This is a genomic window from Cupriavidus sp. USMAHM13, assembly GCF_001854285.1.
GTDB lineage: Bacteria > Pseudomonadota > Gammaproteobacteria > Burkholderiales > Burkholderiaceae > Cupriavidus > Cupriavidus malaysiensis.
In genome coordinates this window covers 1,632,517-1,658,542 of record NZ_CP017752.1, presented here as the reverse complement: position 1 = coordinate 1,658,542, position 26,026 = coordinate 1,632,517, and the positions used below count along the sequence as shown (strand labels likewise).

Annotated in this window: 22 protein-coding genes and 1 pseudogene; 13 read left to right on the top strand and 10 right to left on the bottom strand. The window is 69.5% G+C overall.

From position 1 onward, the window contains the following. Window positions 1-75 precede the first annotated feature (75 nt). Window positions 76-930, bottom strand: coding sequence for an isocitrate lyase/PEP mutase family protein (locus tag BKK81_RS25640; protein ID WP_071018806.1), 855 nt, complete (start codon window positions 928-930; stop codon window positions 76-78). A 271-nt stretch (window positions 931-1,201) separates the two neighbouring features. On the opposite strand from BKK81_RS25640, the gene BKK81_RS25635 reads away from it, so the two are divergent. Together BKK81_RS25635 and BKK81_RS25630 are read left to right on the top strand one after the other, a co-directional pair. Continuing rightward, complete coding sequence (locus BKK81_RS25635; protein WP_071022325.1) at window positions 1,202-2,272, top strand: MBL fold metallo-hydrolase; 1,071 nt, start codon at window positions 1,202-1,204, stop codon at window positions 2,270-2,272. Window positions 2,273-2,418: 146 nt separating this feature from the next. Beyond that, window positions 2,419-2,961, top strand: a complete 543-nt coding sequence (locus BKK81_RS25630) for a GNAT family N-acetyltransferase (RefSeq protein WP_071022322.1) — start codon at window positions 2,419-2,421, stop codon at window positions 2,959-2,961. A gap of 58 nt (window positions 2,962-3,019) precedes the next feature. Here BKK81_RS25630 and BKK81_RS25625 read toward each other — a convergent pair whose 3' ends face one another. The 3 genes from BKK81_RS25625 to BKK81_RS25615 form a co-directional block, all read right to left on the bottom strand. Beyond that, window positions 3,020-4,000 (bottom strand): PDR/VanB family oxidoreductase, encoded by a 981-nt coding sequence (locus BKK81_RS25625; RefSeq protein ID WP_071018804.1) that lies wholly within the window; start codon window positions 3,998-4,000, stop codon window positions 3,020-3,022. Continuing rightward, on the bottom strand, window positions 4,000-5,055 hold the full coding sequence (locus BKK81_RS25620; protein ID WP_071022319.1) for an aromatic ring-hydroxylating dioxygenase subunit alpha: 1,056 nt from the start codon (window positions 5,053-5,055) through the stop codon (window positions 4,000-4,002). The genes BKK81_RS25625 and BKK81_RS25620 overlap by 1 nt, the downstream gene beginning before the upstream one ends. A gap of 148 nt (window positions 5,056-5,203) precedes the next feature. Beyond that, window positions 5,204-6,355, bottom strand: coding sequence for an ABC transporter substrate-binding protein (locus BKK81_RS25615; RefSeq protein ID WP_071018802.1), 1,152 nt, complete (start codon window positions 6,353-6,355; stop codon window positions 5,204-5,206). A 122-nt stretch (window positions 6,356-6,477) separates the two neighbouring features. Here BKK81_RS25615 and BKK81_RS25610 point away from each other — a divergent pair, with 122 nt between their 5' ends. The 6 genes and pseudogenes from BKK81_RS25610 (at window position 6,478) to BKK81_RS25585 (ending at window position 13,010) form a co-directional block, all read left to right on the top strand. Further along, the gene (locus tag BKK81_RS25610; protein ID WP_071022316.1) at window positions 6,478-7,473 is read left to right on the top strand and encodes a LysR family transcriptional regulator; all 996 of its coding nucleotides are present in this window, start codon (window positions 6,478-6,480) and stop codon (window positions 7,471-7,473) included. Window positions 7,474-7,582: 109 nt separating this feature from the next. After that, a complete protein-coding gene (locus BKK81_RS25605; RefSeq protein ID WP_231908224.1) occupies window positions 7,583-9,721 on the top strand; it encodes an acyltransferase family protein in 2,139 nt (712 codons plus the stop codon). Window positions 9,722-10,260: 539 nt separating this feature from the next. Next, window positions 10,261-10,365 (top strand): annotated as a pseudogene (locus BKK81_RS35665) (helix-turn-helix domain-containing transcriptional regulator); the annotation flags it as partial. A 109-nt stretch (window positions 10,366-10,474) separates the two neighbouring features. Beyond that, entirely contained in the window at window positions 10,475-11,332 is an 858-nt protein-coding gene (locus BKK81_RS25595; RefSeq protein ID WP_071018800.1) for an ABC transporter ATP-binding protein, read from the top strand. Window positions 11,333-11,337: 5 nt separating this feature from the next. Beyond that, window positions 11,338-12,174 (top strand): ABC transporter permease, encoded by an 837-nt coding sequence (locus BKK81_RS25590; RefSeq protein WP_071018798.1) that lies wholly within the window; start codon window positions 11,338-11,340, stop codon window positions 12,172-12,174. Window positions 12,175-12,206: 32 nt separating this feature from the next. Next, window positions 12,207-13,010 (top strand): ABC transporter permease, encoded by an 804-nt coding sequence (locus BKK81_RS25585; RefSeq protein WP_071022312.1) that lies wholly within the window; start codon window positions 12,207-12,209, stop codon window positions 13,008-13,010. Here the strand turns inward: BKK81_RS25585 and leuB are convergent. Continuing rightward, window positions 12,989-14,083: a 3-isopropylmalate dehydrogenase gene (gene leuB, locus BKK81_RS25580; protein ID WP_071018796.1), complete on the bottom strand. Its 1,095-nt coding sequence runs from the start codon at window positions 14,081-14,083 to the stop codon at window positions 12,989-12,991. The genes BKK81_RS25585 and leuB overlap by 22 nt on opposite strands. A 452-nt stretch (window positions 14,084-14,535) precedes the next feature. Here leuB and BKK81_RS25575 point away from each other — a divergent pair, with 452 nt between their 5' ends. Both BKK81_RS25575 and BKK81_RS25570 read left to right on the top strand, forming a co-directional pair. Next, on the top strand, window positions 14,536-16,038 hold the full coding sequence (locus tag BKK81_RS25575; RefSeq protein ID WP_071018795.1) for an aminotransferase class V-fold PLP-dependent enzyme: 1,503 nt from the start codon (window positions 14,536-14,538) through the stop codon (window positions 16,036-16,038). A gap of 263 nt (window positions 16,039-16,301) precedes the next feature. Further along, window positions 16,302-16,820, top strand: coding sequence for an NADPH-dependent FMN reductase (locus BKK81_RS25570; RefSeq protein ID WP_231908223.1), 519 nt, complete (start codon window positions 16,302-16,304; stop codon window positions 16,818-16,820). A gap of 155 nt (window positions 16,821-16,975) precedes the next feature. Here the strand turns inward: BKK81_RS25570 and BKK81_RS25565 are convergent, their stop codons facing one another. Continuing rightward, window positions 16,976-17,884 carry a LysR family transcriptional regulator gene (locus BKK81_RS25565; RefSeq protein WP_071018791.1) on the bottom strand — a complete coding sequence of 303 codons (909 nt, stop codon included), beginning with the start codon at window positions 17,882-17,884 and terminating at the stop codon, window positions 16,976-16,978. Between the two features lie 141 nt (window positions 17,885-18,025). Between BKK81_RS25565 and BKK81_RS25560 the strand changes: the two genes are divergently transcribed. The 3 genes from BKK81_RS25560 (at window position 18,026) to BKK81_RS25550 (ending at window position 21,738) form a co-directional block, all read left to right on the top strand. Continuing rightward, complete coding sequence (locus BKK81_RS25560; RefSeq protein WP_071018787.1) at window positions 18,026-19,219, top strand: M20 aminoacylase family protein; 1,194 nt, start codon at window positions 18,026-18,028, stop codon at window positions 19,217-19,219. Between the two features lie 78 nt (window positions 19,220-19,297). Further along, a complete protein-coding gene (locus BKK81_RS25555; protein ID WP_071018776.1) occupies window positions 19,298-20,305 on the top strand; it encodes a tripartite tricarboxylate transporter substrate binding protein in 1,008 nt (335 codons plus the stop codon). A 224-nt stretch (window positions 20,306-20,529) separates the two neighbouring features. Then, complete coding sequence (locus BKK81_RS25550) at window positions 20,530-21,738, top strand: GGDEF domain-containing protein (protein WP_071018774.1); 1,209 nt, start codon at window positions 20,530-20,532, stop codon at window positions 21,736-21,738. On the opposite strand, the gene BKK81_RS25545 is transcribed toward BKK81_RS25550, so the two are convergent. The 4 genes from BKK81_RS25545 to BKK81_RS25530 form a co-directional block, all read right to left on the bottom strand. Then, a complete protein-coding gene (locus BKK81_RS25545) occupies window positions 21,696-22,244 on the bottom strand; it encodes a GNAT family N-acetyltransferase (protein ID WP_071018772.1) in 549 nt (182 codons plus the stop codon). The genes BKK81_RS25550 and BKK81_RS25545 overlap by 43 nt on opposite strands. A 313-nt stretch (window positions 22,245-22,557) precedes the next feature. Then, window positions 22,558-23,955 (bottom strand): MFS transporter, encoded by a 1,398-nt coding sequence (locus tag BKK81_RS25540; protein WP_071018770.1) that lies wholly within the window; start codon window positions 23,953-23,955, stop codon window positions 22,558-22,560. A 173-nt stretch (window positions 23,956-24,128) separates the two neighbouring features. Continuing rightward, window positions 24,129-24,692, bottom strand: a complete 564-nt coding sequence (locus BKK81_RS25535) for a tautomerase family protein (protein ID WP_071018768.1) — start codon at window positions 24,690-24,692, stop codon at window positions 24,129-24,131. 201 nt (window positions 24,693-24,893) lie between these two features. Further along, window positions 24,894-25,898, bottom strand: coding sequence for a GlxA family transcriptional regulator (locus BKK81_RS25530; protein ID WP_071018766.1), 1,005 nt, complete (start codon window positions 25,896-25,898; stop codon window positions 24,894-24,896). Between the last annotated feature and the right edge of the window lie 128 nt (window positions 25,899-26,026).

The following is a 26,026-nucleotide window of genomic DNA, read 5'->3' as shown; positions in this document are numbered from 1 at the left end:
GGCGGCGGCGCGCGCGCCCTACCCTGCTTCCGCAGCGCGGCCCGGTCGGCTCACCCGGCCGGACCGCGCCGCCCTTCATTCGTACTGCTTGCCCAGCGCCAGCATCCCTGGCGTGCCGATGACATCGTTGAGCGCCGCGAAGGACAGCATCTTGTCCAGGTAAGGCGTGGTGGTACCGTGCGCGCCAAGGCTCTGCAGGTAGTCGCGCAGCGCGAAGCTCAACGCGCGCACCGTGCCACCGGGGAAGATCACCAGGCGGAAGCCGATCGCCTGCAGCTCGGCCGCGGACAGCACCGGCGTCTTGCCGCCTTCGACCATATTGGCCAGCAGCGGCGCGCGGCCGCCCAGGCGGGCGATGGCCGCGCCCATGTCTGCGCGGCTGCGCAGCGCTTCCACGAACAACACGTCGGCGCCGGCTTCCGCATAGCGCTCGGCACGCGCCAACGCCGCCTCCATGCCTTCCACCGCGACCGCGTCGGTGCGCGCCACGATCAGCGTGTCGGCATCGCGGCGCGCATCGCAGGCGGCGCGGATCTTGCCGGCCATTTCCGCCGCCGGGATCAGCGTCTTGCCGTCGAGGTGCCCGCAGCGCTTGGGCATGGCCTGGTCTTCCAGCTGGATGGCCGAGGCGCCGGCACGCTCCAGCACGCGCACGGTCTGCATCACGTTGAGCGCATTGCCGAAGCCGGTATCGGCATCGACGATCAGGGGCAGGGCCACGCGCTCGCGGATATGGCGCATGACCGAGGCCACGTCGTCGAGCGAGAGCAGGCCGATATCGGGCCGCCCGAGGCGCGTGTAGGCGATGCTGGCGCCGGACAGGTAGGCGGCCTCGAAGCCGGCCTGCTCGACCAGCAGCGCCGACAAGGCGTCATAGACACCGGGGGCGGTGACGATGTCGGGGCGTTGCAGTCGTTGCTTCAGAGTCATGAAAGATCCTGGTGAGTGGATGACGTCTGCCCGTGGCACATGGCCGGGCGTGGCGTGGCGTGGCGTGGCGTGGCGTGGCGTGGCGTGGCGTGGCGTGGCCGGCACTGTAGCGCGAAGCCGCCATCGGCGCACCCTGTCCCGGCATGGCCGGCCGCTGCCGTTCCCGCCACCGGCAACTGGTGGACTAGAATGCAAGCAACGCCCGGACCACCCCAGGATCCGGCCGCAGGCCCCTCCACCACGCGGCCTGCCCCTCAGGACCCCCGCCATGCTGATCTTCCGCCAACTCTTCGACCAGACCTCCTCCACCTATACCTACCTGCTCGGCGACAGCGCCAGCGGCGAGGCGGTGCTGATCGATCCCGTCTTCGAGCAGGCCCGCCGCGACCTGGCCTTGATCGCCGAATTGGGCCTGCGCCTGCAGTGGACGGTCGACACCCACGTGCATGCCGACCATGTGACCGGCGCCTGGCTGCTCAAGCAGCATGCCGGCAGCCGCATCGCCATCTCCGCGGCCAGCGGCGCCGAAGGCGCCGACCGCTACCTGCAGGACGGCGACACCGTCGCCTTCGGCCCGCGCCACCTGCTGGTGCGCGCCACGCCCGGGCATACCAACGGCTGCATCAGCCTGGTGCTCGACGACGAGAGCATGGCCTTCACCGGCGACTGCCTGCTGATCCGCGGCACCGGCCGCACCGACTTCCAGCAGGGCAACGCCAACGCCCTGTTCCACGCGGTGCAGGACAAGCTCTTCACGCTTCCCGACGCCTGCCTGCTGTACCCGGCGCACGACTACCGCGGCCTCACCGTCACCAGCGTCGGCGAAGAACGGCGCTTCAACCCGCGCCTGGGCGGCGAACTGTGCGAGAGCGACTTCGTCGGCTATGTCAGCAACCTGCGCCTGCCCCATCCCCGCCAGATCGACATCGCGGTGCCGGCCAACCTGCAGTGCGGCGCCGCCGCCAGCGCTCCGTCCCAGCAGGCCGAGCCGGTCTGGGCGCCGCTCAGCTATACCTTCGCCGGCATCTGGGAGCTCCAGCCGCAATGGCTGGAGGAACACCTGGAAGCGCCACAGATCATCGATGTGCGCGAACCCGCCGAATTCGACGGCCCGCTGGGGCGCATCCCGCACGCCCGCCTGATCCCGCTCGGCGACCTTGCCGCGCGCAGCGGCGAGATCGCGCCGGAGCGTCCGGTCGTCACCGTCTGCCGCGCGGGCGGCCGCTCGGCCCAGGCCACCGTGATCCTGCGGCAGGCAGGCTTCGAGTCGGTGGCCAATCTCGCCGGCGGCATGCTGCGCTGGCGGGCCGAGGGACGGGTGGTGGAGAACGCAGGCGTGTAGGCGGCGGCTGTCACCCCGGCGGCGATGGCAAGGCCGCTCGCGCGGCCCGTCCGGTCAAGCCGCCCGGCGAACGGATGACGCGCCGGCTGCCGAAGCGCCGGCGCGCCTCGCTACAATGCCCTCACCTGGACTTATCCCACTTGACGGTGAGAATCGACCATCCGCCCTCTTCCGGCCTCCCCGGCATCCTGCTGCGCCAGATCGAACCCATCGACATGGCCGCGTGGTATGCCTACCTGAGCCTGCCCGAGGTCTATGAGCACACCAGCTGGAACCTGCACGCCGCGGCGGACCTGGCGCCGCAGTTCGAGGGCTTCGCCTCCGCCGCACCGGACTCGATCCGCCGCATGGCCATCGTCGACCAAGCGACGGCCGGGGTGATCGGCACCATCGGCTTCCATACGGTGTCGACGGCCAACCGCGCGGCGGAGATCGCCTATGACCTGTCGCCTGCGTACTGGGGCCGAGGCATCGCCCGCGCCGTCTGCGCCTCGGTCACCGCGTGGTCCTTTTCCCACTACGGCTTCCAGCGCGTGCAGGCGGTAGTCCTGCGCAGCAATGCCCGCTCGGCGCGCGTGCTCGCCGCCTGCGGCTACCGCTGCGAGGGCTTGCTGCGGTCCTATCGGATGGTGCGGGGCCGGCCCGGCGACTTCTCCATCTACTCGCGGCTGGCCACAGACCCGGCCTGACCCGTGGACCCGCGGGCCCGCGCATGCCGCCAGGCGATCGCGCCGGGTCCCTCCCCGCCTACAAGTCCAGCACCAGCTCCCCGCCCGCCGCCCGCGACACGCAGATCAGGATCGAGCGGTTCGCTTCCCGTTCCGCCTCGCTCAGCACATAGTCCCGATGGTCCGCCCGGCCCGCCAGCAGCGGCACCTCGCAACTGCGGCACAGGCCTTCGCGGCAGGAGGACGGCAGGCATAGTCCGTGGCCTTCCAGCACGGACAGGATGCTCTGCCCGGCCGGCACCGTGAAACGCCCGCCCTGCCGTGCCAGCGCCACCTCGAAGGCACCGTCCGCCGGGCCCGCTCCCTCGGCCCCCTCGCCCCCTTCGGCGGCTTCGCCCCGCGCGGACGGCGGCGCGAAGCGCTCGAAGTGCACGGCCGGCGCGGGCACCCCGGCCGCGCCGGCGCCGGCCGACACCGCATCCATCATCGCGCCCGGGCCACAGCAGTACACATGCCAGCCGGCGGGCAGCTCGCGCAGGCTGGCGTGCAGGTCCGCCGGACCGCCCTGCTCGTCGTCGGCGTGGAGCCGGCAGCGCGCCGCATGGGGCGCGAGCGTCTCCAGGTAGGCCGCATGGCGGCGCGAGCGCACGCAGTACAGCAGGCGCCAGGAGCGCTGGTGGTCGATGCACCAGCGGATCATGCTCAGGATGGGCGTGATGCCGATGCCGCCGGCGATGAACAGGTGCCCCGCCGCATCGGCGTCGAGCTGGAACAGCGCGCGCGGCGCGCCGACCTGGAGCCGGTCGCCCGGACGCAGGCGCTCGTGCGCATAGCGCGAGCCGCCCCGCGAAGCCGGCGCCAGGCCGATCCCGAGCCAGTAGCGGGAGCCATCCCCGGCGCTGCTGGCAATCGAATACTGCCGCGTGCAGCCGTTGGGAAAGGCCACATCGACATGCGCGCCGGGCACGAAGGCCGGCAGCGGCGCGCCGGCCGGGTGGCGCAGTTCCACGCCCAGCACCCCCTCGGCCTCCCGCCGCAGCGCGGTGACGAGCAGTTCCATCACGCCACCTTTGCCTGCGGGGACGCTGCGCGCTGGCGTGCCTCGTCTTCGAGGCGGCGCGCCACCGCCCAGCGGAACTGCGACAGTGCCGCATCGATGGAGAACGGGATCATCTTGAAATCCGGTTCGAGCGCCAGCGAGCGCTGCTGCGCGGTGATGATGTCGCGGTCCTCGGCGAAGGCGGCCACCACGCTCTCGTGGATCGAGCGCGTCACCTCCGGCTGGTCGATGGCGAAGTTGTGCGGATGGGCGAAGAAGTAGTGCGTGGAGTGCTCGGTCTCCGGCGTCAGCGCCTGGCAGCCGCGGAACTCGGCCGCATCCACGCGGTGCCCTTCCGGCGCGCCGGTGCCGGCCGGCGCCATGCCCGAATCCATCACCAGGATGGCGGGCAGCGTGAAGTTGTAGATATTCCAGCGGTCGACCTTGCCCGGCCACTGCTTCACCTGCCTGGCAAACGGCGGCGCCTCGGTGCCGAGGGTCCAGCGCGTGATGCGCACGCCGTCCTCCAGCCGCTCCACCTGCGGCTGCACGCTGGCGTAGTCCTCGCTGCCGCCCAGCGTGGTGGGATGCACGAAGGGCAGGTGCGAGAAGTCGAGCAGGTTGTCGGCGATCAGCAGGTAGTTGACGTCATAGTGGATATAGCCGTCGAGGCTGCGCCAGGCGGGATCGTCCAGCCAATGCGTATCCGGGATCAGGGACGGATCGGCGGCCTCGGCATCGCCCATCCAGATCCACAGCCAGCGGTGCCGCTCCACCACCGGGAAGGTGCGCACCTTGGCCTGCGGCGGGATGCGCTGCTGCGCCGGCGCCTCCACGCAGCGCCCGCCCGTGTCGAACTTGAGCCCGTGATACAAACAGCGCACGCAATCGCCCTCGCGCCGGCCGATCGAGAGCGGGGCGCCGCGATGGCAGCAGCGGTCTTCCAGCGCGACCACCTTGCCCTGCGCGTCACGGTACATCAGCACGGGGATGCCGATGATGGTGCGCGCGAAGAGCTCGCTCGGGCCGACTTCCTTGTCCCAGCCGGCGACATACCAGGTATTGCGGATGAACATCTTCGTTTCTCCCAGGTGCGGCAATGGCACGGCCATTGCCAGCCTTTGCAATGTGCAGCGGCGCGATGCGCCTGCATGGTGGGGCGGGCATCGGCCGGTTTCAGTGATTCGGGGATTGGGTAATTCAGTGATTCAGTGATTCAGTGATTCAGTCGACGATCTTCCAGTCGCCGCCCTGGATCTGCACCATCGCCACCGCGCGGCGGTCGTAGCCGGAATGGTCGGTGGCGGACATGGTGCAGACGCCCTGCGTGGTCACCACGTCGCGGGTCGTCTCCAGCGCATCGCGCAGCGCCGCGCGGAAGGCCGGGCTGCCCGGCCTGGCCGTCGCCAGCGCCTTGCCCAGGGCCTGGCGCAGCACGATGCCGGCGTCCCACACATTGGCGGCGAACACCGATACCGACTGCTTGCCGTGCACCGCCTCGTAGCGCTGCACGAAATCGGCGGCGACCGGGCGCACCGGGTTGGCGCCGGCCAGCTGGCCGGCCACCAGCACCGGCCCGACCGCGAAGATCGCGCCCTCCGCGTCCTTGCCGGCCACGCGCAGGAAATCCCGGTTGGCGATGCCGTAGGTCTGGTAGACCTTGCCACGGAAGCCGCGCTCGGCCAGGGTCTTCTGCGGCAGCGCGCCGGGTGTGCCGGAGGCCGCGATGAAGACCGCGTCGGGCTTGGCCGCCATGACCTTCAGCGCCTGCGCCACCACCGAGGCATCGGTCTTGGCATAGCGCTCCTCGGCCACCAGCCGGATACCGGCGGGCGGTAACTGCGCGCGCAGTTCGCCGAGCCAGGCCTCGCCGTAGGCGTCGCCGAAACCGACGAAGGCCAGCGTGCGCACCCCGTCCCGCTGCATGCGCGCCAGCGTGGCCTGCATCATCAGGGCCTCGTTCTGGATCACCTTGAAGACCCAGCGGCGCGTGGCATCCATCGGCTGCACGATCTTGGCGCTGGCGGCCAGGCTCAGCAGCGGTACGCCCTTCTCGGCGGCCACCGCCGCCAGCGGCAGCGTGGCCGGCGTCGACGAGGAGCCGAGCACCACGTCGACCTGCTGTTCGTCGGCCAGGCGGCGGAAGTTGCGCACGCTGAAGGCGGGATCGGACGCGTCGTCCAGCACCGTGTAGCGGATCGCCTCGCCGCCGACTTCGCGCGGCAGCATGTCGACCGCCTGGCGGGCCGGAATGCCCAGCGATGCCGCGGGGCCGGTGAGGGACAGCGTGACGCCGACCTGGACATCGGCCCAGGCGGCAGGACTGCACAGGCCGGCGAGCGCAAGCAGCCAGCCCAGCGGGTGGGAACGGACCATGGTTGTCTCCTGTGTTGTGGTGATCGCGGTGATCGACGCCTTCTGCGAGGCGTGTTGACAGGAGTCTAGGCAGCGGCCCAATATGTCTCAACCTCATGACGAACATGATTGGAATGTACGCCATGCATAACGATGCCTTCGACTACAACCTGCTGAGCGTGTTCGACGCCATGCTGCGCGAGCGCAGCGTGACGCGCGCCGCCGAGCAGCTCGGCCTCACCCAGAGCGCCATGAGCCACGCCCTCAACCGGCTGCGCGACTACTTCGACGATCCGCTCTTCGTCAAGACCGGCAAAGGCATGGCGCCGACCACCAAGGCCGAGGCCCTGGCCGGCCCCATCCTCGAAGTGATGACCGCCATGCGCACGCGCGTGCTGCCGCAGGCGAGCTTCGACCCGGCCACCATGGAGCGCACCTTCACGCTATGCATGACGGACATGGGCGAGCTGGTCTTCCTGCCCCCGCTGATCAAGCACCTGCGCGTCATCGCCCCGCACTGCACGCTGCGCACCATGCAGGTCCCCATTCCGCAGATCGAAGCCCTGCTCGCCTCCGGCGAAGCCGACCTGCTGCTCGGCTCGGTACGCACCGCGCCGGAAACCTTGTTCCAGCAGCAGATCTTCATGCACGGCTTCGCCACCATCGTCAGCACCAAGAACCGCGACGTCGGCGAGCACCTCACCCGCGAGCAGTTCGAAACCATGCCGCACATCGCCGTCAGCCTGGCCGGCCGCACCAGCCCGGCCTACGACGCCGCCTACGAAAGCCACGGCCTGCGCCGCCGCATCTACCTGCACACCCCGCACTTCCTCGCCGTGCCGCTGCTGATGGACGAGCAGCCCGACCTGATCGCCACCGTGCCGCAGGAACTCGCCAATGTGTTCTGCCGCTACGGCATCGTGCGCACGGTGCAACCGCCCGTCACGCTGCCGCCGTTCGCGCTCAGCCAGTACTGGCATCCGCGCTTCCACCATGACCCGGCCATCGTCTGGCTGCGGCAGTGGATCAAGCAGATCTTCGACCGGTATCCGGTGATCGAGGCGGTGGGGGGGACCGTCCGGGACGCGGCGGTGGCGGCAAGGCGCAGCAAGCAGCCCGCCAAGGGCAGACGCATGTGAGAACCGCCAGAACCGGCAGCCCAAAGCAATGATGCCATCCGTCCATCTGCCTCCCCGATCCGCTGCGCAGAACGACACGCTGGCGCCGGCCTGAGCGACGGTCCTGTAAGTGCCCGCTGCCGCTGCCGGCCCGCCGCAGCACGAAAACGGCGCATCGGGTGTGGAGAAAGAGAGCACGGCTTACCACGCATATCGCCGCTTTGATTCCGCAACGCTTGGGGGAAAATCGCGACCTTCGACCTGTGCACGGGCACGGAAATTCGCGGGCGAGATTGCGGGAAACATGGGGATTTCAGGGGAAGGCGTCGGCCGCAGTGCGGTGGCCACGCCATATCACGCTTCGCACGCCGCGCCACTGACCCACGACCGCATCGCAGGATACCGCGCGGACGTCGACGGCCTGCGCGCGATATCGGTACTCGCCGTCCTGGTTTTCCACGCATTCCCGGGGTTCCTGCGCGGGGGCTTCGTCGGTGTCGATATCTTCTTCGTGATATCGGGGTACGTCATCACGAAGCACATGCTGCGCGAGATCGACGCCGGCAATTTCAGCTTCCTCGGCTTTTACAGCAGGCGGATACGGCGGATCTTCCCGGCGCTATTGCTGGTCTTCGTCGGACTCTATGCCTTCGGCTGGTTCAACATGCTGCCCGAGGAATTCAAGCAACTGGGCAAGCACATCGCGGCGGGCGCCGCTTCCATCGCGAATCTCGTGCTCTGGCGTGAAGCCGGATACTTCGACGTTTCCGCGGAACTCAAACCTCTCCTCCACCTGTGGTCGCTCGGCGTCGAAGAGCAGTTCTACCTGGCCTGGCCGGTTCTCCTGCTCGCCACGTTGCGCGCGCGCCAGTCCCCGCTCTGGCCGATCGCTATCGTAGGTCTCGGATCGTTCGCGCTGAACATCAGCAGCGTAGCGCACCACCACGCCGTCGCCGCCTTCTACTCCCCACTGACGCGCGCCTGGGAGCCGATGATCGGGGCGCTGCTTGCCTATCGGCACCATTCGGACCATGCGCGGCAGGCTGCGGCAGGGCGATCGGCACCGCTTGGCCAGGTCAAATCGATGGCCGGCTTCAGCCTGTTGGCGCTGTCGCTCGCCTTCGTCAATGCCTCCTCGGCGTTTCCCGGCTGGTGGGCGCTGGGCCCGACCATGGCGGCCTACCTGCTGATCGACGCCGGAGCCACTCGGACCATTGCTCGCCGCGTACTCGGCTGGGCGCCGCTCGTCGCGATCGGGCTGGTGAGCTACCCGCTCTATCTCGCCCATTGGCCACTCCTTTCGGCACTGCGGATCATCAGCAGCGGCACAGCCCCGGTGACATGGCGCGCCCTTGCCCTGCTGCTCAGTCTGCTACTGGCCATCCTGACCTATCGGTATCTGGAAATGCCGATCCGCCAATCGCGGCATCCGCGACGGATCGTCGGCATGCTCCTGCTGCTGATGGCGGGATGCGGCCTCGCCGGCTACAACGCCTACCAGCGTGACGGCATGGGATTCCGCATGTCGAGGATGGTCGGCGCCTTCGCCGATGGCGTGCAGTTCGACCGCGACAAGCTCTGGCGGCGCGGCGCATGCTACCTGGAAGGTGCGGACCGCGTTTTCAGTACCTCGTGCGTGGACCCCGGCACGGGAACGCTGGTCATGCTGTGGGGCGATTCCCGATCCGCCGCCCTCTATCCCGGCGTGCGCAGCGCCAGCCAGGAGCGGGGCGTGCGACTGGCGCAATTCAGCACATCGGGATGTCCGCCCCTGATCGGTGGCGAGGCCCGTTGCGCGCAGGCCAATGCACAAGCCTTGGCGCGCGCCAGAGAAACGCGGCCTGCGGTCGTCTTACTGACGGCAAACTGGACCACCGACCGCCTGCAGGCACTACGTGGCACCGTTGATGCGCTGCATACCATCGGAGTCAAGCGCATCGTCCTGATCGGACAGGTCGCCACCTGGCAAAGCTCGCTGCCCAAGCTCTATTGGCTGTTCTGGCGCGAGCACCACGAGACCATGCCAGCACGAACACTGTTCGGGCTCGACCCATTGTCGAAGCAGTACGATCAGGAGGGATCCGCAATCGCGAAGAGCCTGGGCATCGAGTACATTTCCGCGTACGACGCTATGTGCAATGCCTCGGGCTGCCTGACGCGGACCGGCCCGGGACGCGGCAATATCGTCATGTTCGACGATTCCCACCTTACCCCCGCCGGCGCCGAAGCGGTAATGGGGCGCATTGCGCCGCGGGTCTTCAACGACTAGCTGCCTGGCGGCGTGCCGGAACGCGGGAAACTCGCTTTCCCGGTGCGCTCGGGCGCAGGAAAGCAGCCCCGCGCTGCGTCACCCTTCCACGCGGAATTTGGCAGGTGGCTCCGGCCACATTCGCGCTCAGCCAGTACTGGCATCCACGCTTCCACCATGACCCGGCCATCGTCTGGCTGCGGCAGCGGATCAAGCAGATCTTCGACCGGTATCCGGTGATCGAGGCGGTGGGGGGTGGTGGGGCAGGCGTCGGCGCCGGGAAGCGGCCAGGCGGTGGAAGACGGCGGTAAGCGCCGCGGCACTTGCCTCGCAGCACGCACGGCGAAGCGAAAACGCATTCAGATGTATCAATCGGAAACACCTCGGCGCGTGGATGCCGGGTATCGTCCTGCTATCGCCCCAACCGGGGCGAGCGGGTTTAGCAGCCCGAATGACGTAGGCGGACACACCCCCAAACCCTGCCCAGGAGCCCGCCGATGCACGATCCCACCCGCTACGGACTGAGCGCCGAACAAAGCGGTACATCCCTCTTCCTAACCACGCAGCTCTATCGCACGTTGTCCGCGCAGGGCAATCCGGCATTGAGCAGCCTGACGTCGATCCTGAAGGCGATGGGGCTGCGGCTGACAGTGCGGCCGCTCTAGGCCTTGCGGCCTGCGGCCACCGCGGGTGGCGCGCCGCCCCATCTTGCGCCACGCAAACCCATCCGGTAGAATCCCGCCCCCACCCGTTTGGCCGAGATTGTCCGCCGCCATGCCTCAGATCGTAGTCAGCCATCTGCGCAAGACCTATCGCATCCATGAGCGCGACCCCGGCGTGCTCGGCGCCCTGCGCGCGCTGGCGCGGCCGCGCTATCGCACGGTGGAGGCGCTGGCCGACGTGTCGTTCACGCTGGAGCGCGGCGAGCTGCTCGGCTTCATCGGGCCGAACGGCGCCGGCAAGTCAACCACCATCAAGGTGCTGGCGGGCATCCTGCGGCCCGACGGTGGCCGCGTCGAGATCGACGGGCGCGTGCCCTTCGCCGACCGCGAGAAGCATGTGGCGCGCATCGGCGTGGTGTTCGGCCAGCGCACGCAGCTGTGGTGGGATCTCCCGGTCGGCGACGGCTTCGCCCTGCTGCGCGATATCTACCGGGTCGACCCGGCGCGCTTCGCGCGCACGCGCGACGAACTGGTCGCGCTGCTGCAGCTCGAGCGCCTGCTCGACCAGCCGGTGCGCCAGTTGTCGCTGGGGCAGCGCATGCGCGCGGAGATCGCCGCGGCGCTGCTGCACGAGCCCGACATCCTGTTCCTCGACGAGCCGACCATCGGACTCGATGCGCCGTCCAAGCTCGCGGTACGCGACTTCATCCAGCGCGCCAACCGGGAACGCGGCACCACGGTGCTGCTGACCACGCACGATATGCACGACATCGAGGCCCTGGCCCGGCGCGTGATCGTGATCGGACACGGCCGCGTGCTGGCCGACTGCCCGGTCGACGCCCTGCGCGCGCAGGTGGTCGCGGCCCGCCGCCTCGACGACGGCCTGCCGGAAGACGCGGAGGACGAGGGCATGACCATCGAGGCGGTCATCACGCGCTTCTACGCCATGCACGGCGCGGCCGAGGCCTGACCCGCATGCCGCCACCCGACCGCCTGCGCCCCTACCTCGCCGCTTTCCGCTCGCGCTTCCTGCAGATGCTGCAGTACCGCACGGCGGCCTATGCCGGCTTCGCCACCCAATGCTGGTGGGGCGGCATCAAGATCATGATCCTGGCGGCCTTCTACGGCGGCGCGGCGGCGGCAAGCGCGCCCATGTCGCTGGCGCAGTCCGTCACCTATACGTGGATGGCCCAGGGCCTGCTTGCGCTGCTGCCCTGGGGCGGCGACCCGGAGATTGCGCTGTCGGTACGCACCGGCGCGGTGGCCTATGACCGCCTGCGGCCGGTCGACGCCTATGCCTTGTGGTTTGCGCGCTCCGCCGGCTGGGCCGCCGCGCGCGTGCTGCCGCGCGTGGCGCTGATGCTGGTGTTCGCGGCCATCGCGCTGCCCTTGGCCGGGCTCGGCGGATGGGGCTGGCAGCCGCCTGCCGGCCTAGCCGAGGGCGCGGCCTTCCTGCTCTCGGTGCTGCTGGCGCTGCTGCTGTCCACCGCGCTCGTGATGCTGCTGAACATCGCCGCGGCGGCCGCGCTCAACGAGCGCGGCATCAATGCGCTGGCGACGCCGATCGTGATCGTGCTGTCCGGCAACCTGCTGCCGCTGGCACTGCTGCCGGACACCTGGCAGATGGCGCTGCTGATGCAGCCGCTCGCCGGCGTGCTGGATATCCCGGTGCGCCTCTACTCCGGGCAGCTGGCCGGCGCGCGGGCGCTGGCGGGACTGGGCCTGCAGGCCTTCTGGATCCTGCTGCTGGTCGGCGTGGGCCACGCGGCCATGGGCCGCACCATGCGCCGGCTCGAGGTCCAGGGGGGATGAGGACGATGAGGGGAATGCGTGAAATGAAGCCCATGGGATCGCTCGCCTTGTTCGCCCGCCTCGCCCTGTCCTCGCTGGCGGGGCAGGCGCGCTACCCGGCCTCGGCGCTGATGCTCACCCTGGGCCAGTTCCTCGCCACCGGCATCGAGGTGGTGGCGGTGTGGGCATTGTTCCACCGCTTCGGCGAGGTGCAGGGATGGAAGATCGGCGAAGTGGCGCTGTGCTACGGGCTGGTCAACTGCATGTTCGCCCTCGCCGATGCGCTGGGGCGCGGCTTCGACGTGCTGGGCACGACCCTGCTGCGCACCGGCGAATTCGATCGCCTGCTGCTGCGCCCGCGCCCGCTGGCGCTGCAACTGATGGGCTACGACGTGCGCATCAGCCGGCTGGGACGGCTGCTGCAAGGGCTGATGGTGCTGGCCTTCGCCACCGTGCAGGGCGGCATCGCCTGGACCCCGGCGGCCACCGCGATCGCCCTCTTCGCGCTGGCGGGCGGCGTGGCGCTGTTCCTCGGCATCCTCGTGCTGCAAGGCACGCTGTCCTTCTGGACCATCGAGAGCCTGGAGATCGCCAATGTGTTCACCTACGGCGGCGTCGAGGCGGCCCAGTACCCGATCGCGCTGTACGCCGCCTGGTTCCGCCGCATCCTGACCTTCGCCGTGCCCCTGGCCTGCGTGGCCTACTATCCCGCGCTGGCCATCCTGGGCAAGCCCGATCCGCTCGGCGCGCCGGCCTGGACCGGGCTGGTGTCGCCGCTCGCCGGATTCGCCTTCCTCGCCATCGCCTTCGGCGCCTGGCGCATCGGCGTGCGCCACTACGCCTCGACCGGCAGCTGACCCGCGCGCAAGGCGGCGACGACGGCGTCACCCATCGCGGATGTCCCGACCCGGGTCGTGCCTGCGGCATGGATGTCCGCCGTGCGCAATCCCGAGGCGATGACATCCCTGACCGCCGCCTCGATGCGGTCCGCGGCGTCCGCCTGAGCGAGCGAGAAGCGCAGCATCATGGCGGCCGACAGGATCGTCGCCAGGGGATTGGCGATGCCCTGGCCGGCGATGTCGGGGGCGCTGCCGTGGCTGGGCTCGTACAGTCCCCGCTTGCCCGCCCCCAGGCTGGCCGACGGCAGCATGCCGATGGAGCCGGTGAGCATGGCGGCTTCGTCGCTGAGGATGTCCCCGAACATATTGCCGGTGACCACCACGTCGAACGCCTTGGGCGCCTTGACCAGCTGCATGGCCGCGTTGTCGACGTACATGTGCTCCAGCGCCACGTCCGGATAGGCCTTGCCGACTTCGCTCATGACGTCGCGCCAGAGCCGGGAGGTTTCCAGCACATTGGCCTTGTCCACGCTGGTGACACGCCGGCGGCGCCGGCGCGCTGCCTGGAAGGCGACATGGGCGATGCGCTCGACCTCGGAACGCGCATACCGCATCGTGTCGAAGCCCTCGTCATCGCCCGGGAAATGCCCGTCCGCCGCCATGCGGCGTCCGCGCGGCTGGCCGAAGTAGACGTCGCCGGTGGCATCGCGAAGGATCAGGATATCGAGGCCGGAGACCAGCTCGGGCTTGAGGCTGGAGGCCCCGGCCAGCTGCGGATAGCAGAGCGCCGGCCGGAGATTGGCGAACAGGCCCAGGTCCCGGCGCAGCCCGAGGATGGCCTGTTCAGGGCGCAGGTGGCGCTCCAGCTGGTCGTAGCGCCAGTCGCCCACGGCACCGAACAGCACGGCATCGGCCTCTCTCGCCAGTTGCAGCGTGGCTTCCGGCAGCGGATGGCCGTGCGCCGCATAGGCGACCCCGCCTGCCGGCGCGTAGTCCATTTCGATTGGCAGGTCGAGGGCATCCAGGACCTTGGTGGCTTCCGCGACGATCTCGGGTCCGATACCGTCGCCGGGGAGGATGGCGATCTTCATGGGCAGGTGCTCCTTGGCGAAATCAGGTCGCACGCTCGATCCGCTTGGAGCCGCTTGGAGCCGCTTGGAGCCGCTTGGAGCCGCCGGAGCCGCGCAGCCGGGTTGCCCGGCCCGCGGTCCTTGCGATGGACTTGCCTGGCTTGGCCAAGCCGGCACCATGTTCTCGCAGCACGGGGCTGGCGGCGGCAACGGATCCTCCGGTGCCCGGAACGAGCGCGCGATGGGTGAGTGAACGCGCATTGTTCGCCGGCTCTGGAAGCGCAACAAGGCAAGCATCGATCCTGGTATAGGAAGTGCCAGTATCGGAGTCCGCTCATCCGGTGGAAAATTATTCCTTTTTCTTTTTATTTATTAGGATTTCATCCCAATAAGGTCCGCACCTGCAGCCCATTTTGGAATCGCCCTCCGCGTGCGCCGCGTAACATTTCCATCACTCTCAAGGATGACGGATCATGAGCACGGACACTCTGCGGTACTTCGATTACGCGGCAACGACCCCGGCGGATCCCCGGGTCATCGCGGCAATGCTTGGCTGCCTGGGCGCCGACGGCGCCTTCGGAAACCCGGCGTCGAACACGCATGCCGCGGGGCGGCAGGCCAGGGCGCTGGTCGAGCAGGCCCGCGCGCAGGTCGCCGGCCTGATCGGCGCGGAGGCCGATGAGATCATCTGGACCTCCGGCGCGACCGAGTCGAACAACCTGGCCCTCAAGGGCTTCTTCGACGCCGAGCCGGCGCGCCGCCACCTGGTCACCAGCAGGCTCGAGCACAAGGCCATCCTGGACACGGCATGCCACCTCGAACACCTCGGGGTTGCCGTCACCCGCCTGTCGCCCGACGCGGCCGGCGAGATCTCTGCGGCCGCCGTCGCCGCGGCACTGCGCGCGGACACCGGCATCGTCTCCCTGATGCTGGTGAACAACGAAATCGGAACCCTCACCGACGTCGCGGAGATCGCGCGCGCCGTCCACGCTGCCGGCGCCCTGCTTCACGTCGACGCGGCACAGGCCGTCGGCAAGACCGGGATCGACGTGAAGGCGATGGGGATCGACCTGCTGTCGATGTCGGCCCACAAGTTCTATGGGCCGAAGGGCATCGGCGCACTCTATGTGAATCGCCATATCGCGCCCCGCATTGCCTGCCAGATGCACGGCGGCGGCCATGAGCAGGGACTGCGCTCCGGCACCCTGGCCACCCACCAGATCGTCGCCATGGGCACGGCATGCGAGCTGGCGCGCGCGGAGATGGCGTCGGACAACCAGCGCATCGCGCAATGGCGCGAACGCCTGCTGGACGGTGTGCGGGCACTGGGGGTCGTCACCCAGAACGCCCGCGGCGCCAGGCGGATTCCGCACACGGTCAGCCTGACCGTGGCGCTGCCCGGCTTCTCCCCTTCCATGCTGGGCGACGACCTGGCCATCTCGTCCACCTCGGCCTGCAACTCGGCGGCCGGCAAACCCTCCCACGTGCTGACCGCGATCGGCCTGGACGCGGACGCCGCGGCACGCACGGTGCGGCTGAGCCTCGGCCGCTTCACCACCCAGGACGATGTCGACTTTGCGGTCGCGTGTTTCCGCCGGGCCATCGAGCGCTGCCGGGAAGCGGAGGAAAGCGGCCAGACACTTCAGGTCAAGCAGCTATCGGATGAGGTGGGTGTCAGCGCGCAGTTGAGCGGCACCGACGTACGCGCCGCGCACGCCATCGGCTTCCGCTCCATCGTCTGCAACCGGCCCGATGGCGAGGCCGCCGGACAGACGCCGTTCGCGCAGATCGCTGAGGTCGCCGGCGCGCTCGGCATGACGGTGCGCTACCTGCCGGTGGAATCCGGCCGCGTCACCGACGAGGCCGCCGCGGCCTTCCGCGCGCTGGTGGCAGGCCTGCCGAAGCCGGTCCTCGCGTACTGCCGCACGGGCACGCGCGCGGAGATGCTGTGGAATTCGGCCGGCATGCCACGATGACGATGGCTGCCTGCCGAGCGGAGCGCGCCGCCGCTCGGCCGGCTTCCACGCCGGCGATGCCGCCATCCGGCCGGCTTCCGAGGGCATGGCCTTTGCCGACACGCCAAGGCCGTCGTCGCGCCGAGGCCACGGGCCTATGATGCGGGTAGCAGCCACCCGCGCAGAGGTGGAACCGCCTCCGTAAGGAAACCCGCCTCTACCTCGTTCCCATGCATCTATTAGCCATCTCCGGCAGCGCCCGCGAGGCCTCCACCAATACCGCCATGCTGAAGGCGATGCAGGCGCTCGCGCCGGCCGGCATCGAGTTCTCGGTCTTTCACCATCTCGACAGGCTGCCGGTCTTTTCCCCGGACTTCGAGCAACATGCCCCGCTCGAAGTCGCCAGGTTCCTGGACCTCGTCGCCCGGGCCGACGGGCTCATCATCTCGAGCCCCGAGTATGTCCGCGCCATCCCGGGCGGCCTCAAGAACGCCATCGATTGGATGGTCTCCCGCTTCGAGATCGTCGGCAAGCCGGTGGCCCTGGTGCACGGCTCGCACCGGGGCGATGACATGCTGGCCTCGCTGAGGCTCGTGCTCGCGACGGTAAGCAGCAGCTTCCTGGAGCAACCGTTCCTGCGAATCCCGCTGATCGGCAGGACGCCGGAGGACATCGCGGCGTTGCTGCATGCCCCGCCATACGCCGCGCAGATCGGCGAGTTCCTGCGCGACTTCACGGCGGCCATCGCCCAAGTCCAGGGGCACGACGCCGGGCGCACGGCCCCGCCTGGCCGGGGCGGGTAAGATCGATCCTCCCGAAACGGAGGACGCATGCCAGATACCCTGCAAGCCAGCGAACGGCTGTTCTCATACGGCACCCTGCAGGCACCCTGCAGTTCGAACAGGGCTTGACGGAGCGCGCATGGCAGCGCGTGGCCGCCAGCGAGCGACCGGCGCGCTCAAACCTTCGGAAACACCTCCACCACATGCCGCAGCAGCCTGCCCGCCACCGGCGACAACGGCCGCCCGCTGCGCGTGACCACATGGATCCGGCTGTGGTTCAGGATCGGGTTGGCCAGCGGCAGCGACACCAGGTCGGTGAACTGCGCGCCTTGCAGCGGGATCGAGCGCGGCGTCATGATGTAGCCGAGCCCCAGCGCGGCGAACTCCCATAGCACCTTGAACGAGTTGGTGACGAGCATCGGCTTCAGCGTGACCTGCTCGTCCAGTTCCGCTGCCTGCACGTGCTTGCGCACGCCGAAGGACTCGACCAGTGCCGCGCCCTGGTGCGGCGCCAGGTCGGCTAGGCTCAGCGCCTTGCGCCGGCGTGCCAGCGGATGGTCCTTGCGCACGTGCACGCGGATCGGGGAGAGCCGGGAATAATGCGAGCGCAGGCGCGCGTCGTTGGGCGGCTGGAACACCAGGCCGATATGCGCCATGTCTTCGACGATGCAGCGCACGGTCTCTTCGGTGCCGGCCACGCGAATGTTGTAGGTCACGCCCGGATGCGCGACCAGGAAGTCGCGCAGCACGGGTTCGAGCACCATGTCGATGAAGCCCTCGCCGAAGGCCAGTTCGATGTGGCCGCGCTGGGCGTTCTTCAGGCTGTTCACCTCGGCCAGGAAGGTGTCGTGCAGGTCCTGCTGGCGGCGCGCGAACAACGCGAGCATGCGCCCGGCATCGGTCACCACCACGCCCCGTCCGCGCCGTTCCAGCAGCGTCAGGCCGGTGTCCTGCTCCAGCTTGGCCACGGCGCGGCTGACCACCGACGGGTCCAGCGACAGCACATCCGCCGCGCCGCGCACCGAGCCGGTCTCGATGATCTGCAGCAGGCACAGCGCCCGCCTGCGGTCCAGCACATCCTCCATCCGTTCTTCCATGGCGCCGGCGCCTCGTATGCGGTGATTTGAATGTTGTCATTTATACAACGATTCTCCGCTTCCGCTGTCATGGATGCGACGGACGCCTCTGCGGATAATGCGACCAACCACCCCCGATCCCAGCGCACCATGACCGCATCCACCGCCCCCGCCACCCCTTCCGCCTTGCTGCGCGCCATCGACGCCATCGCCCCGGAGTTCGTCGCCATCCGCCACCGGATCCACGCGCATCCTGAACTGGCCTTCGAGGAACGCCGCACCAGCGACCTCGTCGCCGAACGGCTGGCCGCCTGGGGCTACGAGGTCCATCGCGGCCTCGGCACGACCGGCGTGGTCGGCCGGCTGCGCAAGGGCTCGGGCACGCGCGCCCTCGGCATCCGCGCGGACATGGATGCGCTGCCGATCCAGGAAAAGACCGGGCTGGACTACGCCAGCACGCTGCCCGGCAAGATGCACGCCTGCGGGCATGACGGCCACACCGCCATCCTGCTGTGCGCGGCGCGCTATCTGGCCGAATCCGTTGACTTCAACGGCACGCTGAACCTGATCTTCCAGCCTGCCGAGGAAAACGAGGGCGGCGCGCTGCGCATGCTGGAGGACGGCCTGTTCGAGCGCTTTCCCTGCGATGAGGTCTACGCCCTGCACAACACGCCCGGCCTGCCGGTCGGCCAGGTCGGCCTGATCGCCGGCCCGGCCATGGCCTCGTTCGACCGCGCCACGGTGACGCTGCACGGGCGCTCGGCCCACGGCGCCATGCCCCACCACGGCATCGACGTGATGCAGGGCGCGGCCAGCATGGTGCTCGGCCTGCAGTCCATCGTCAGCCGCGAGATCGACGCGCTGAAGGCGGCAGTCATCACCGTGGGCTCGATCCAGGCGGGCGCCACCTACAACGTGGTACCCGAAAGCGCGACCATCAAGATCGGCGTGCGGGCGCTCGATCCCAAGGTGCGCACCCATATCGAAGCGCGCCTGCGCGACTTCGTCGCGGCCCAGGCCCGCAGCTTCCAGCTCGAGGCCGAGGTGGTCTACGAGCGCAAGTATCCGGTGCTGGTCAATCACGAGCGCCAGACCGAGCGCGCGCGCGAAGTGGCGGTGCGGCTGCTGGGCGACGACAAGGTGGTGGCGCGCGGGCCGGTGATGGGCAGCGAAGACTTCGCCTACATGCTGGAGCATCGTCCCGGCGCCTATATCCGGCTCGGCAACGGCCTCGGCGAGGACGGCGGCTGCATGGTCCACAACCCCCTGTACGACTTCAACGACAGGGCGCTGCCGGTCGGGGCGGCGTTCTGGGCCAGCCTGGCGCAGAGCTACCTCGCCTGAGCCCATCCGACCGCCCCCCCCCCGAATCCACAAGAAACCACAAGAAACCACAAGCCATCGTCAGACAGGGAGACAACCATGACCTCGCAGACACGCCGCCGCTTCCTCCAGTACGCCGGCCTGGGCGCCGGCTCCACGCTGCTCGCCGGCCTGCCCGCCCGGGCGGCGGAACCTTATCCAAGCCGGCCGCTGTCGCTGGTGGTGCCCTACCCTGCCGGCGGCGCGACCGATGCGTCCGCGCGCATCTTCGCGGAGTCCATCGGCAAGAGCGTGAAACAGCAGGTCGTGGTGGAGAACTACGGCGGCGGCACCGGGCTGATCGGCGCCAACAAGGTGCTGGCGGCGCCGGCCGACGGCTATACCTTCTTCGCCGGCTCGATCAACGAGGTATTCCTCGCCCCGCTGCTGAACCCCTCCGCCCGCTACAAGCCCCAGGACTTCCTGCTGGCCGCCCCGGTCAGCGACGCCAACATCGTGCTGCTCGTGCGCAGCGGCCTCGCGGCCGACTCGCTGGACAAGTTCCTGGACCTGGCCAGGCAGAACCGGAGCAAGCCGCTCACCTACGCCACCGTCGGCATCGACTCGATCTACCACCTGATGGGCGACGCCCTCGGCGCGCGCACCGGCGCGACCTTCCTGCACGTGCCCTACAAGGGCGCCGCGCCGGCGCTGCAGGGCCTCGCCGGCGGCGAAGTGGACTTCGCCATCCTGCCCTACCAGTCGAGCTTCGACAGCATGCAGGGAATGGGGCGGCTCAAGGTGCTGACGAGTTTCTCGCGCGCGCTGCCGGCGCCGCTCAGGCACATCCCGCTGATCTCGCTGAGCCGCCAGGTACCCGACTTCGAATACACCATCAGCGGCGGCTACTTCGTCAGGCAGGGCACGCCGGCCGAGCGCGTCGCGGCACTGCGCAAGGCCATCGGCGAAGCGCTGGCCAAGCCCGACGTCCGCGCCAGGCTGGAGGCCGAGGGCCGCACCGTGGAGCGGCCCATCGACAGCCAGGCCCAGGCCGACCAGTGCTTCGACCAGTACATGGGCCGCGTCACGCAATTGCTGCGCAGCGTCGGGCGCAAGGCGGTCGCCTAGCGTGCGGCCGGGCGCGGCCGCGCCCGGCCGTGCCGGCCGATCGGACGGCCCCGCCAGGGCGGGAACCGCCCTGGCTGCCGCGATGCCGGCGCCCGGGTGAAGCGCCCGCAACTTCGGCTCGCCCGGCGGCGCACGGATCCGCCCGCCCCCCGCGCTCCCTCGTGTTTCCCACGTAGAATTCGGCTGCCGCCGCGATGTACCGGCGCCATGCCTTGATATTCGGGATGCACGTCGATCTCCTCACCCTTTACTTTCTTGCGGTCGGAACGCTTCTCGCCAGTGCGGGGATGATGTTCTGGGAGCATCGGACACACCCACGGCGCAGCCGGTCGCTGCGGATCCTGGCGGCAGGATTCGGCACGCTGGCGCTTGGCTGCATCGCGGTGCTGCTTCGCCACGACCTGCCCGGCGCGCTCGGCTCCGCCATCGCCAACCTGGTCATGCTGTGCGGCTACCTGCTGGTCCTCGCCGGCGTCGCCTCCTTGCGCGGGCGGCAGTACCGCGCCGCCTCCGCCGGCCTGCTGCTCGCCATGGCGCTGGTCTGGGTGGCCGGCGGAGTGCATTGGCAGGACGCCATCTGGAACTACGCCAGCGCGCTCCCGATCGCGCTCATCAGCGGCCTGACCGCGTGGGAGATGCGGCGCTGCGAGGCGATGAAGGCGCTCCATGCGCGGCGCATCGTGGTCGCGGTGGCGGCCCTGCATGCGCTGATCTACGCGGCCCGGACCTTCGTCCTGCCGTGGCTGGTGACGGCCGGCGGGGAGCCCATGCAAATGCTTGCCAGCCAGATCACGATGTATGAGGGCGTGCTGTACTCGGTCATCCTGCCGATGACCCTGCTGAAGCTGGTGCGCGAGGAAACCCACGGACAACTGCTGCGCGAATCGCAGACCGACTACCTGACCCGCCTGGGCAACCGCCGCTGGTTCTTCGAACAGGGCGGGCGCCTGATGCGCGGCGCGGCGCAAGGCGGGCCGCTCGCCATGCTCGCCTTCGACCTCGATCACTTCAAGGCCATCAACGACCGCTACGGCCACCAGGCAGGCGACCAGGTACTGGCGGCCTTCGCGGAGACCGCCCGCGGCGTGCTGGGACCCGAGGCCATCCTGGCCCGCATCGGCGGCGAGGAGTTCGCCGCACTGCTGTGCGGCGACGGCGCGCGCCGCGCGCGGGCACTGGGCGAGGCCGTGGCGGGCCGTTTCGCCGAGACGGTGGCCCGGCAGGTCGACGGCCCCGGCATCGCGGCGACGGTCAGCATCGGCCTTGCGCAATTCGAGCACGACCTGCCCACACTGGCCGACGGGCTCGCCGCGGCGGACCGGGCCTTGTACCGTGCCAAGTCACTGGGCGGCAACCGCCTCGAAGTGGCGCGGCGCGATCCGCGCCCGCCTCAACCATCCACCGGGCAGGCCGGCGTCTCCAGCGTGAGCTGATAGAAGGCGGCATCGAGCCAGCGCCCGAACTTGAATCCGACCTGCTGGATGGTCCCCGCGTGGACGAATCCCAGCCGGGTGTGCAGGCCGATGCTGCCGGCGTTGGAAGCATCGATGCACCCCACCAGCACGTGCACCTGCGCCTCCCGCGCGCGCCGGACCACCTCCTCCAGCAGGCGCACGCCGAGACCGCGCCCGCGGTGCTCGTGGTGCACGTAGATGCTGTGTTCCACCGTGTACTTGTACGCCGGGAACGCCCGGAAGGTGCCCCAGCTGGCGAAGCCCAGCAGCGTGCCCGCGCCGTCGACGGCACCGATCACCGGGAAGCCGCCGGCGCGCTTCGCCGCGAACCAGGCCGCCATCGCCTCGGGCGGACGGGGCCGGTAGTCGTACAGGGCGGTGGAATTGGCGATCGCCTCGTTCAGGATCTCGAGGATGGCCGGCGCGTGCTCCGCTTCGGTGCAGTCGATCAGGGAAATACCGTCGCGCGGGTCTTGGGGGGTCATGGAAGCTCCTGGGTGTACGGGTGGGCCGGCGCCGCGCGCCAGGCCTCGTGCCGAGGATTATGCCGTGTTACCGGCCGGGCCTGGAGGCCACCGACGGAACGGACCGTACACATTGTTGGCGACCAGCGTAGCCGCCGTCATCAGGATCATCGAGCCGGCACCGCTGCGGTCAGCATGCCCGCCACGCCGATGATGCCGATACACCAGGAAGCGGAGGCCTGCAGCACGGCAGAGAAGCCGACGAACGAGAGGAGCAGCAGCATGAGCTGGCACGGACGATCCCGCGCCCTGCTATCCCGCTTGCGATCCGGGCTCACAAGGCGTGCGGCGCATGCCCTCCGCCATGCGCCGACGCATCGTCATATTCGCGCGAGATATCCTGGTTGGTGTAGTCGCGCAGCCGCGAGGCGGCAAACACGCTGAGCGCCGCGCACACCAGCACGTAGATGGCGATCGCATAGCCGGAGTGGTAGCGGGCGAACAGCGCCGTGGCGATCAGCGGCGCCGGGCCGCCGGCGATCACCGAGGCGAGCTGGTAGCCCATCGACGCACCGCTGTAGCGCAGCCGCCCGGTGAAGGTCTCGGCGATCAGCGCGGCCTGCGGGCCGTACATCATCGCGTGCGGCACCAGCGAAAGCACGATCGCGGCAAACACCCAGGCCGGGTTGCGGGTGTCGACCATGGCGAAGTACAAGAAGCCGAACACGCCCACCGCCAGCGCGCCCGCGATGTACATGCGGCGGCGCCCCAGCAGGTCGGACAGGTGGCCGAAGAACGGGATGGTGAAGAACTCGAGCACCGCGGCGGCGAGCACGGCGGTCAGCAGCAGGTCGCGCGACATGCCGAGCGTCATCACGCCATAGGTGAAGACGAAGGCCGTGAAGATGTAGAACGGCGCCTGCTCTGCCATGCGCACCAGCGCCGACAGCAGGATGTCCCCGGGCTGGCGCCGGATCACCTGCAGCATCGGCGCCTTCTCGATGCGATGCTCGGCCAGCAGCCGCGCGAAGACCGGCGTCTCGAGGATGTTCAGGCGGATATAGAGGCCGATGGCGACCAGCACGATGCTGAGCAGGAAAGGAATGCGCCAGCCCCAGGCCAGGAAAGCGTCGCCGCTCAGCCGGCTCACGGCCAGCACGGCGAGGTTGGCCAGGAACAGCCCGGCCGGCACGCCGAACTGCGGCCAGGAGGCGACCAGGCCGCGATGCGCGTCGGTGCGCGCCCACTCCATCGACATCAGCACCGAGCCGCCCCACTCGCCGCCGACGCCCACGCCCTGGACGAAGCGCAGCAGCGTCAGCAGGACCGCGCCCCAGATGCCGATCCGCGCGTAGGATGGCACGAAGGCGACGGCGAAGGTGGCCAGGCCCATCAGCAGCAGCGTGGCCACCAGGGTCGCCTTGCGGCCGATGCGATCGCCGTAGTGCCCGAAGATGGCCGCGCCGATCGGCCGGGCGATAAAACCGACCGCGTAGATCAGGAAGGCCTGCAGGGTGCCGACCAGGGGATCGGATTCAGGGAAGTACAGCTTGGCGAACACGAGGCCGGTCACCGTGCTGTAGAGGAAAAAGTCGTACCACTCGATGGTGGTGCCGACGGTGCTGGCGATCACGGCGCGGCGCAACTGGCGGCGCGCCTCCGTTTCGGACAGGGGTATCACGGAGGGGGATATCACGGAGGGGGACTCAACCCCGGATGGTGCGGGATCCATTTGCATGCCCCCAGCATGTCCATAGCGATAATGTATAGACAACCCGGCGGCCGGCGGGGTTCCGGCCGGCAGGGGTGCGGCACCCTGCGCCGGCGGCTGCGCGGCCGGCCGGTCTCGCATAGAAGACTTGCCTCGCGCCGGCGACGCTTGCCGCTCCCCGCCGATCCCTGGGCTCAGGATGCCTTGACGTTCTCGCTATGGTCCGCACCGCCGTCTTCACCTCCGGCCAGCGCCCCGGCCAGCGCGCCGATGAGCCGGCCGGCATCCACGCGCCGCTTTGCCGCCAGGCGGCGCTCTCCCAGCTCGCGCAAGGTGGCGCCACCGAAGGACTCCATGATGTCCGGCAGCCGGCGCACCGCGCCGCGGGCGCCCCAGCAACCGTCATTCACTTCGGTGGGGAAGACCCAGACCCGCTTGCCGATGACGTCGGCCGGCACACCTTCCGCGCGCGCTACCGCAGCGGTCACTTCCTTCACCAGCCCGGCGCGCGCGGCATCGGTGTACTGCCCTTCGGGCACCGAGGGCACGATGCGGTAGATCGGCGCGGTGGCCGGCTCGCCGGCGCGGTACACCGCCGCCGGCCGGTGGACGAAGATCCAGGTGACGTCGCGCACGCGCGGATTGCACGGGTCGAGGCCTTCGTGCTGGATCAGGATATCGGTCAGATCGCGCATCAGCTGCGCTTCGGCCTCCGGGGGCAGCGCCCCCTGCGGCAGGTAGGCATCGATCATGGGCATGGCGGACTCCTGTCGACTGGCTCGCAGTCTCTCGTGCTGCCGCCCCGACCACCGGGGCGACTGGAGGCCAGTGTAGGGATGCGCCCCGGGACCTGATAAGTGGCCGAACTGCCATTACACGGTGGCATTTCAGACAGCGGGATTTCGGACAGGACAATGCCCGCTGCAGGCACCGCCGCCGGGCCGGCGGCGGACCCGCCATCATTGCGCGGGCTGACGCGCAAAGCGGCGCCGGTACTCGCTCGGCGACACGCCCGCGACGCGCTTGAACAACTGCCGGAAGCCGCTCAGGTCGCTATAGCCGACCCGTTCGCACACCGCCTCGATGGCGATGCGCTGCTCCGCCAGCAGGCGCTTGGCCACCTCCATGCGCAGGGTCTGCAGGTACTTGAGCGGTGGAGCGCCGACGGCCTGCTTGAAGCGGCGGTTGAGCGTGCGTTCGCTGACCGCGAGCCGCTCGCACAAGCGCGCGAGGTTGAAGGGCTCGCGCAGGTGCTTCTGCATCCAGCGCTGGGCCTGGGCCACCAGCGGATCGTCGTGCTCCAGCCGGTCGATGCGGTCGAGGTCGATGAAGGTGTCCTGCGAGTCACGGCGACGGTCGATCAGCATCACCTTGGCCGTGGCCGCCGCCAGCTTCTCTCCCGCCAGCCGCTCCACCAGCTGCAACGCGAGACTCTGGTACGAGGTGACCGCACCGCTGCACAGGATGCCATCCTGCTCCGTCAGCACCTCGGCGGCGCGCAGCTCCACCGCCGGATAGCGCGCGCCGAAGCTCGCCGCCCGCGACCAGTGCGTGGTCGCCCTGCGGCCATCGAGCAAACCCGCCTCCGCCAGCAGGAAGGTTCCCGTGCAATAGGCCGCCAGCAAGGTGCCGCGCTCATGCTGGCGGCGCAGGGCCGCCAGCAGCGGCGCCAGGCGCGCGGGGCGACCCAGCAGCTTGTCGACGTCGGACACGAACGGCCCGGCCACCCACACGGCATCGGCCGCGCTGGCGCCGTCGATGCGGCCGTCCACCGCGATCATCTGGCCGGCAGCCGAACGCACCGGTGCGCCATCGAGCGATTCGACGCGCCAGCGGAACACCGCGCCGGACCTGCCGTCGGCCGCCGCGCCGGCCAGGCGGTTGGCGGCCAGCAGGATGTCGATCGGGGCGGCAATGCCCGAGCCCAGCGCGTGGTCCAGCGCCCAGATGCGGATAAGAGGCATGGTTGGCAGGAATGGCCTTGTATGGGGCCGATCCTAACATCCCAAGGGCAAGCGGACCGGGCGGGGCGCGCGCGATGCAACCGAGACACGCGCCGATGTGAAAGCGGCCGGCGCGTCCTGCCCTACGG

Excerpts from the sequence above, each read along its gene's own strand:
- BKK81_RS25595 (WP_071018800.1), top strand. The coding sequence starts at position 10,475 with ATGCCTCAGATCGTAGTCAGCCATCTGCGCAAGACCTATCGCATCCAT.
- BKK81_RS25575 (WP_071018795.1), top strand. The coding sequence starts at position 14,536 with ATGAGCACGGACACTCTGCGGTACTTCGATTACGCGGCAACGACCCCG.
- BKK81_RS25565 (WP_071018791.1), bottom strand. The coding sequence starts at position 17,884 with ATGGAGGATGTGCTGGACCGCAGGCGGGCGCTGTGCCTGCTGCAGATC.
- BKK81_RS25585 (WP_071022312.1), top strand. The coding sequence starts at position 12,207 with ATGGGATCGCTCGCCTTGTTCGCCCGCCTCGCCCTGTCCTCGCTGGCG.
- BKK81_RS25550 (WP_071018774.1), top strand. The coding sequence starts at position 20,530 with ATGCACGTCGATCTCCTCACCCTTTACTTTCTTGCGGTCGGAACGCTT.
- BKK81_RS25590 (WP_071018798.1), top strand. The coding sequence starts at position 11,338 with ATGCCGCCACCCGACCGCCTGCGCCCCTACCTCGCCGCTTTCCGCTCG.
- BKK81_RS25530 (WP_071018766.1), bottom strand. The coding sequence starts at position 25,898 with ATGCCTCTTATCCGCATCTGGGCGCTGGACCACGCGCTGGGCTCGGGC.
- BKK81_RS25640 (WP_071018806.1), bottom strand. The coding sequence starts at position 930 with ATGACTCTGAAGCAACGACTGCAACGCCCCGACATCGTCACCGCCCCC.
- BKK81_RS25555 (WP_071018776.1), top strand. The coding sequence starts at position 19,298 with ATGACCTCGCAGACACGCCGCCGCTTCCTCCAGTACGCCGGCCTGGGC.
- BKK81_RS25535 (WP_071018768.1), bottom strand. The coding sequence starts at position 24,692 with ATGCCCATGATCGATGCCTACCTGCCGCAGGGGGCGCTGCCCCCGGAG.
- BKK81_RS25620 (WP_071022319.1), bottom strand. The coding sequence starts at position 5,055 with ATGTTCATCCGCAATACCTGGTATGTCGCCGGCTGGGACAAGGAAGTC.
- BKK81_RS25610 (WP_071022316.1), top strand. The coding sequence starts at position 6,478 with ATGCATAACGATGCCTTCGACTACAACCTGCTGAGCGTGTTCGACGCC.
- BKK81_RS25570 (WP_231908223.1), top strand. The coding sequence starts at position 16,302 with ATGCTGAAGGCGATGCAGGCGCTCGCGCCGGCCGGCATCGAGTTCTCG.
- BKK81_RS25540 (WP_071018770.1), bottom strand. The coding sequence starts at position 23,955 with ATGGATCCCGCACCATCCGGGGTTGAGTCCCCCTCCGTGATATCCCCC.
- BKK81_RS25615 (WP_071018802.1), bottom strand. The coding sequence starts at position 6,355 with ATGGTCCGTTCCCACCCGCTGGGCTGGCTGCTTGCGCTCGCCGGCCTG.
- BKK81_RS25545 (WP_071018772.1), bottom strand. The coding sequence starts at position 22,244 with ATGACCCCCCAAGACCCGCGCGACGGTATTTCCCTGATCGACTGCACC.
- leuB (WP_071018796.1), bottom strand. The coding sequence starts at position 14,083 with ATGAAGATCGCCATCCTCCCCGGCGACGGTATCGGACCCGAGATCGTC.
- BKK81_RS25625 (WP_071018804.1), bottom strand. The coding sequence starts at position 4,000 with ATGGAACTGCTCGTCACCGCGCTGCGGCGGGAGGCCGAGGGGGTGCTG.
- BKK81_RS25560 (WP_071018787.1), top strand. The coding sequence starts at position 18,026 with ATGACCGCATCCACCGCCCCCGCCACCCCTTCCGCCTTGCTGCGCGCC.